Annotated in this window: 3 protein-coding genes and 3 pseudogenes; all 6 read left to right on the top strand. The window is 67.6% G+C overall.

Annotated features, from left to right (window positions below; translation table 11 throughout):
• Positions 1-355 precede the first annotated feature (355 nt).
• Complete coding sequence (icmF, locus tag ACYVO6_RS39665) at positions 356-3,586, top strand: fused isobutyryl-CoA mutase/GTPase IcmF (RefSeq protein ID WP_461070117.1); 3,231 nt, start codon at positions 356-358, stop codon at positions 3,584-3,586.
• 50 nt (positions 3,587-3,636) lie between these two features.
• Positions 3,637-4,497: a 3-hydroxybutyryl-CoA dehydrogenase gene (locus tag ACYVO6_RS39660; RefSeq protein WP_461070115.1), complete on the top strand. Its 861-nt coding sequence runs from the start codon at positions 3,637-3,639 to the stop codon at positions 4,495-4,497.
• 200 nt (positions 4,498-4,697) lie between these two features.
• On the top strand, positions 4,698-5,654 hold the full coding sequence (locus ACYVO6_RS39655) for an alpha/beta hydrolase (RefSeq protein WP_461070113.1): 957 nt from the start codon (positions 4,698-4,700) through the stop codon (positions 5,652-5,654).
• Between the two features lie 33 nt (positions 5,655-5,687).
• A pseudogene (locus ACYVO6_RS39650) lies at positions 5,688-6,239 on the top strand (acyl-CoA dehydrogenase family protein); the annotation flags it as partial.
• Positions 6,223-7,184 (top strand): annotated as a pseudogene (locus ACYVO6_RS39645) (electron transfer flavoprotein subunit alpha/FixB family protein). The pseudogenes ACYVO6_RS39650 and ACYVO6_RS39645, both read left to right, overlap by 17 nt.
• Before the next feature lie 185 nt (positions 7,185-7,369).
• Positions 7,370-7,546: pseudogene (locus ACYVO6_RS39640) on the top strand (GMC oxidoreductase); the annotation flags it as partial.
• Positions 7,547-7,714: the final 168 nt, after the last annotated feature.

The following is a 7,714-nucleotide window of genomic DNA, read 5'->3' as shown; positions in this document are numbered from 1 at the left end:
GAGTACGAGAAGTTGCGAATCGCCGCGTGAAATAGACGGTCAGACACCTGTCCGGAAAACGCGAGGCCCCTCAGGTGGGCCGGTGATTGGCGAGGCGGGCGATCAGCCGTCTGATCTCGGCGAACCTGACGGTACACCGGTGGCCGGCATCGCACGGCCACGCGCTTTCCATCGCAACCGCATGGCGGGGTCGCTCAGGCGGCCGCCGTGCTTGAGGTACGTCTCGCCGCACAGGGCCCCTGCACCATTGTCCGCCACGCGGGATATGTCACACCGCGATCACCTTCTGCCATTTACTAGGACGTCCTAGTATCTCTGGAGTCACCGTCCCCCTGCCCTGTCCGGGAAGGCCCCCATGCCTGAACTGCATCGCCCCGTGCACCCCGTTCGCCTGGTCACCGCTTCGGCCCTGTTCGACGGGCATGACGCGTCGATCAACATCATGCGGCGGATATTTCAGTCCCAGGGTGCCGAGGTGATCCATCTGGGGCACAACCGGTCGGTGCAGGAGGTCGTGGACGCGACGCTGGAGGAGGACGCGCACGGTGTGGCTGTGTCGTCGTACCAGGGCGGGCACGTGGAGTACTTCGAGTACCTGGTCGAGTCGCTGCGTGCGCAGGGCGCGGACCACGTCCGCGTCGTCGGCGGCGGGGGCGGTGTCATCGTGCCCGAGGAGATCGCCCGGCTGCGGGGGAGTGGCGTGACGATCTTCTCCCCGGAGGACGGTCAGCGGTTGGGCCTGGCCGGGATGGTCAACTCGGTGGTGAAGGACTGCGACTTCGACCTGTGGGACGGCAAGCCGGCGGATGCCTCCGCTGTCCTCGCGGGCGACCGGTTCGCCGTCGCCCGCGCCATCACCGGTGCCGAACTGGGCAAGCTGGCGCCGGACTTCATGGAGCGGCTACGTACCTCGGCGGCGACCCGGCCCGTGCCGGTGCTGGGCATCACCGGTACGGGTGGCTCCGGCAAGTCGTCCCTCACCGACGAGTTGGTGCGCCGTTTGCGGGTGGATCAGCAGGACAAATTGCGGATCGCGGTGATCGCGGTCGACCCGACCCGGCGCAGGGGCGGTGGTGCGCTGCTCGGTGACCGGATCCGGATGAACTCCCTCGACGGGAACCGGGTGTTCTTCCGCAGCCTGGCCACCCGTGGCAGCCGCGAGCTGCCCGAGCACCTGTCCGACGTGATCGATGTAGTGAAGGCCGCCGGGTTCGATCTGGTGATCGTGGAGACGCCGGGTATCGGGCAGGGCGACGCGGCGATCGTGCCGTTCGTCGACACGTCGCTGTATGTGATGACGCCGGAGTTCGGTGCCGCCTCGCAGCTGGAGAAGATCGACATGCTCGACTTCGCCGATGTGGTGGCGATCAACAAGTTCGAGCGGCGCGGCGCCAAGGACGCCATGCGCGATGTGGGCCGTCAACTGGTCCGTAATCGTGAGGCGTTCGACAAGCGGCCCGAGGACATGCCGGTGTACGGCACCTCGGCGGCCACCTTCAACGACGACGGTGTCACCGCCCTCTACCAGCATCTGAAGTCGTCCCTCGCCGAGCAGGGGCTTCAGCTGTCCGAGGGCGCGCTGGCGCCCGTCGACGTACGCCACTCCTCCGGCATCCGCCAGGTCGTCCCGGCGGACCGGGTGCGCTATCTCGCCGAGATCACCGACACCGTCCGCGACTACCACACCGATACCGACCGGCTCTCCGAGGCGGCCCGGCGTGTGCAGCGTCTGGAGGCCGTACGGGACGAGCTCGCCGAGGCCGGCTCCGACGCCCAGAACGTCGAGTCGTTGCTCGACGGCGCCCGCAGGCAGCTCCCGCACGAGGTCGGTGAGCAGATCGAGAAGTGGCCCGCGATCGTGGCCTCCTATTCCGGCGACGAGCAGGTGGTGAAGGTCCGGGACAAGGAGATCCGCACCAAGCTGACCCGAGAGTCCCTCTCCGGGAACCGCATCCCGCGTGTCGCCCTGCCCCGCTTCACCGACCACGGAGAGCTGGTCCGGTTCTGGCGCCGCGAGAATCTGCCGGGCCACTTCCCCTTCACCGCCGGGGTGTTCCCCTTCAAGCGGGACGGCGAGGACCCGGCGCGGATGTTCGCGGGGGAGGGCGACCCGTTCCGCACCAACCGGCGTTTCAAGCTGCTCTCCGAGGGGCAGCCCGCCACCCGGCTGTCCACGGCCTTCGACTCCGTCACCCTCTACGGCCGCGACCCGGACGAACGCCCCGACATCTACGGCAAGGTCGGCACCTCTGGCGTGTCGGTGGCCACCCTGGAGGACATGAAGGCGCTCTACGACGGCTTCGACCTGGTCGCGCCCACCACCTCGGTGTCGATGACGATCAACGGGCCCGCGCCGACGATCCTGGCGTTCTTCCTCAACACCGCGATGGACCAGCAGCTCGAGAAGTTCCGGGCCGCCGAGGGCCGTGACCCGTCGCCCGAGGAGGCGGCCCAGCTGCGGGCGCACGCGCTGGCCAACGTCCGCGGCACGGTGCAGGCCGACATCCTCAAGGAGGACCAGGGCCAGAACACCTGCCTGTTCTCCACCGAGTTCTCCTTGCGGATGATGGCCGACATCCAGGAGTGGTTCATCGCCCAGAAGGTCCGCAACTTCTACTCGGTGTCCATCTCCGGCTACCACATCGCCGAGGCCGGCGCGAACCCCATCAGCCAGCTCGCCTTCACCCTCGCCAACGGCTTCACCTACGTGGAGGCCTACCTCGCCCGGGGCATGCACATAGACGACTTCGCGCCCAACCTGTCGTTCTTCTTCTCCAACGGCATGGACCCCGAATACTCCGTCCTCGGCCGCGTGGCCCGCCGCATCTGGGCCGTCGCGATGAAGGAGAAGTACGGTGCGGGCGAGCGCAGCCAGAAGCTGAAGTACCACGTCCAGACCTCCGGCCGCTCCCTGCACGCCCAGGAGATGGACTTCAACGACATCCGCACCACCCTCCAGGCCCTCATCGCCATCTACGACAACTGCAACAGCCTGCACACCAACGCCTACGACGAGGCCGTCACCACCCCCACCGAGGACTCCGTCCGCCGGGCCCTCGCCATCCAGCTGATCATCAACCGCGAGTGGGGCCTGGCCATGAACGAGAACCCGCTGCAGGGCTCGTACATCATCGACGAACTCACCGACCTGGTCGAAGAAGCGGTCCTGCTGGAGTTCGAGCGGATCAGCGAACGCGGCGGTGTGCTCGGCGCCATGGAGACCGGCTACCAACGCGGCCGCATCCAGGACGAGTCGATGCTCTACGAACAGCGCAAGCACGACGGCACCCTGCCCCTCATCGGCGTCAACACCTTCCGCAACCCCCACGCCGACACCACCGAACCCGGCCCCATCGAACTCGCCCGCGCCACCGAGCAGGAGAAGCAGTCCCAGCTGGAGCGCGTACGCACCTACCAGACCGGCCACCGGGACGAGGCGCACACCGCCCTCGCCGCCCTCAGGGAAGCGGCGATGGAGGGCCGCAACCTCTTCGCCGTACTCATGGACGCCGCCCGCGTCTGCTCGCTCCAGCAGATCACCGACGCCTTCTTCGAAGTCGGCGGCCAGTACCGCCGCAACGTCTGACCTCACCAACCGGCAGCCACGCGCGCATTCCCATACTGATAGGACCTCAAGTGGAACCCATCACCCGTCTCGGCGTCGTCGGCTGTGGCCTCATGGGCTCCGGCATCGCCGAAGTCGCCGCCCGCCACGGCCTCGGCGTCCGCGTCGCCGAAGCCACACCCGACGCCGTAGCGGCAGGCCGCCGCCGTATCACCGCCTCCCTCGACCGAGGCGTGCGGCGCGGCAAGCTCACCGAGGAGCAGCGAGGCCAGGCCCTGGCCAGGCTCTCCTTCACCCACGATCTCAGCGAGATGGCCGACCGCCAGTTCGTCGTCGAGGCCGTCGCCGAGAACCGCGACATCAAGACCGACGTTCTGCGCGCCCTGGACAAGGCGGTTGAGGACTCCGAGGCCGTCCTGGCGACCAACACTTCCTCCATCCCCATCGTCGACCTCGCCGTCGCCACCGAGCGACCCGGTCGGGTCATCGGCATGCACTTCTTCAATCCCGTCCCCGTGCAGCGGCTGGTCGAGGTCATCCCCGCGCTCATCACCTCGCCCGCCACCGTGCAGCGCACCCGTGACTTCGCCGAGCTACTGGGCAAACAGGCCATCCAGGCGCCCGACCGCTCCGGCTTCGTCGTCAACGCGCTCCTCGTGCCCTACCTGCTCAGCGCGGTCCGCATGGTGGAGTCCGGCGCCGCACGCCCCGACGACATCGACCAAGGCATGGAACTCGGCTGCGCCCACCCCATGGGCCCGCTCCGCCTGCTCGACCTCATCGGCCTCGACACCGCACAGGCGGTGGCCGAGTCCATGTACGAGGAGTTCAAGGAGCCCCTGTACGCACCGCCCGCACTGCTGCGCCGCATGGTCGCCGCCGGCCACCTCGGCCGCAAGAACGGACGTGGCTTTTACGCCTACGACGCCTGAAGCCGGTGCTCAGACGCTCTTATCGGCTCGGCTGAGCGCTAACGGCTACCCAGCGGTTTCGACATCTGTAGGAGGATTCGTGGCATTGTCCCTCGCTCTGTTTGTAGTGAGGGGCGTCAGGCCCCGCTCATTCTGCTGTTGGTGCGAATCACAAGGGCCGTACGTCAGCCGACCGTCGCCAAGAAAGAGGTAGCCCGCCAATGATCCGATCCCAGGCAGCTGCGGCAGAACTCGAGCCCGTCGACCTAACGCACGGGCAGGTCGATGAAGCCGCGGAGTGGGACAACTTCTTGAAGCTCAATATCTCGGGCAAGGACAAGGCGGCCTATGTCCTGTGCTACGACAAGAATTCCGACTACTCGCTGTGTGCCGACTCACTCGCGCAGCCTGAGGTGCCGACCGGGCAACTCTACCACTTCCGCTGGACCAGCCACACCGTCTACCCCGGCGTATCACGCAGTGTGTGGCTCTACCTCCCGGCGGGTGCCGAGCAGGCCGACAGCGTCAACCTGTTGGTCTGCCAGGACGGACCGGAATACTTCGGCCCGTTGGTGAGCGCGACCACGGTGCTCGACAACCTCGTCCACCGAGGGGAGATCCCGATGACGGTGGGTCTGTTCGTCGCGCCGGGCGAGCGGGGCCCCGGATACCCGCACTTCGGGGGTGACGACAATCGGAGCATCGAGTACGACTCGGTGAACGCCGACTATGCGCGGTTCCTGGACGAGGAACTGTTCCCGGTGGTGCGGGAGCGGGTGGCATTGACCGGCGATCCCCGAGGGCGCGTGATCTGCGGTATGAGTTCAGGCGGGGCATGTGCCCTGACCGCCGCATTTCACCGTCCCGACGTGTTCGGCAACGTCATCTCTCACTGTGGAAGCTTCATCAATATCCGCGGCGCACACAATCTGCCGTCCATGATCCGCCAGTCGCCGCGCAAGCCGATCAGGGTCTGGCACCAGAGCGGCAGCCGCGACGTGGATGTGATCTTCGGGAGTATCCCGATCGCCAACCACGACATGGCTGCGGCGCTCAAATACCGCCGCTACGATTCGGTGTTCGAGTTCGGGACCGGAGGGCACACCCTCCGTCACGCCGGGGCCGTTTTCCCCGAGACGCTGCGCTGGATATTCCGCGATCAGGTCGAAGGCGCGTAGGGCCAGCGCAATTCCGCCACTGAATTGAATGGCAAGGTCTACCTCGACAACGTCCGCATCCCCGCGGACCGCATGATCGGCGCGCAGGGGACGGGCTTCGCGACGGCGATGAAGACCCTGGATCACACCCGCATCACGATCGCGGCCCAGGCGCTCGGCATCGCGCAGGGCGCCCTCGACTACGCCAAGGGCTACGTCCAGGAGCGCAAGCAGTTTGGCAAGCCGATCGCGGACTTCCAGGGCATCCAGTTCATGCTCGCGGACATGGCGATGAAGATCGAGGCCGCCCGCGCCCTGACGTACCAGGCGGCGGCGAAGTCCGAGCGCGGCGATGCCGACCTGACCTTCCAGGGCGCGGCGGCGAAGTGCTTCGCCTCCGACGTCGCCATGGAGGTCACCACGGACGCGGTCCAGCTCCTCGGCGGCTACGGCTACACGCGTGACTACCCGGTCGAGCGGATGATGCGCGACGCGAAGATCACGCAGATCTACGAGGGCACGAACCAGGTCCAGCGGATCGTCATGGCGCGCACCTCCCGTAGGTGCAAAGAGTGTGCCGCGGCGTTTGTTGCGCGGGCGGCGTGAATCGCTTGGAAGCGTGGACGGTGCCGTCCGCAAGCCCACCCTGGCGCTGCTGACCCTGGCCCGCCGCATCGGCGAGCCCGTCGCCGTCGCCCTGGGCAACGGCGCCGCCGACACCGCGGCCGTGCTCGCCCAGCACGGCGCGGTCAAGGTCCTCACGCATGAGGCCGCCGAGTACGCCGACTACTTGGTCGTGCCGAAGGCTGACGCCCTGCAGGCCGCCTACGAGGCCGTCTCCCCGGCCGCCGTCCTCGTGCCGTCCTCCGCCGAGGGCAAGGAGATCGCCGCCCGCTTGGCCCTGCGCATCGGCTCCGGCCTGATCACCGACGCCGTCGACCTCGAGGCGTCCGATGAGGGCCCGGTGGCCACCCAGTCGGTGTTCGCCGCCTCGTTCACCACCAAGTCCCGTGTCTCCAAGGGCATCCCGGTCATCACGGTCAAGCCCAACAGCGCGGCCGTCGAGGCCGCCCCGGCCGCCGGTGCCGTCGAGGCCCTGTCCGTGTCGTTCTCCGACAAGGCGACCGGCACCAAGGTCACCGCGCGCACGCCGCGTGAGTCGACGGGCGGTCCCGAGCTGGCCGAGGCCGCGATCGTCGTCTCCGGCGGCCGTGGCGTGAACGGCGCGGAGAACTTCGCGGTCATCGAGGCGCTCGCCGACAGCCTGGGCGCGGCCGTCGGTGCCTCGCGTGCGGCGGTGGACGCGGGCTGGTACCCGCACACCAACCAGGTCGGCCAGACCGGCAAGTCCGTGTCCCCGCAGCTGTACATCGCCTCGGGCATCTCGGGTGCGATCCAGCACCGCGCGGGTATGCAGACCTCGAAGACGATCGTGGCCATCAACAAGGACGCCGAGGCCCCGATCTTCGACCTCGTCGACTACGGCGTCGTCGGCGACCTCTCGACGTCGTCCCGCAGCTCACCGAGGAGAGCAAGACCCGCAAGGGCTGATCCCACCACCTGTCCGGGCCTGGACACTGGTAGGGAGGGCGAGCGGCGCGCGGCCTGAAAGGGGGTCACTCAACGTACCGCGACGGGTTCGTCCCGACCTGACTGAAGGTGCTTGCCAAAACCTGGAAGGAACCTACCGAGTCGACGCCGGCAGGTCTGCCCGGAGCCGAACCTCAGACGATGCGGTGCACGGCGTGGAAGGCCTGCGCGTCGTCGATGCGTCAGTGATGCCCACCATCCCGAACGCCAACCTGTATGCGCCCCTCATGATGATCGCCGAGAAGGCCGCCGACCTCATCTTGGGCAACGAGCCTTTGGCTCCCGAGCACGTCGACTTCTATCGCCATGACCGGGTCTCCTAGGACCCGACCGAACCGGTCTACGGGCGCGGAGAAATTGTGGATTCGCCAAGAACCCTCCTCGTCGTCTGCGCACGGTCCAATGCGGCTCCGCTCGCAGTTCGCCGAGACTGGGAGAGCAGACACCCGAGACCGCGCCTGGCGAAGCAGATCCCATACGCACTCGCGAGC

The sequence above is a fragment of the Streptomyces pseudoechinosporeus genome (genome assembly GCF_054783935.1).
Note: the sequence above shows the minus strand (reverse complement) of the source record. Positions and strands in the feature narration are given on the sequence as shown.

Coding starts and splice junctions, on each gene's coding strand:
- icmF (WP_461070117.1), top strand. CDS start 356: ATGCCTGAACTGCATCGCCCCGTGCACCCCGTTCGCCTGGTCACCGCT.
- ACYVO6_RS39655 (WP_461070113.1), top strand. CDS start 4,698: ATGATCCGATCCCAGGCAGCTGCGGCAGAACTCGAGCCCGTCGACCTA.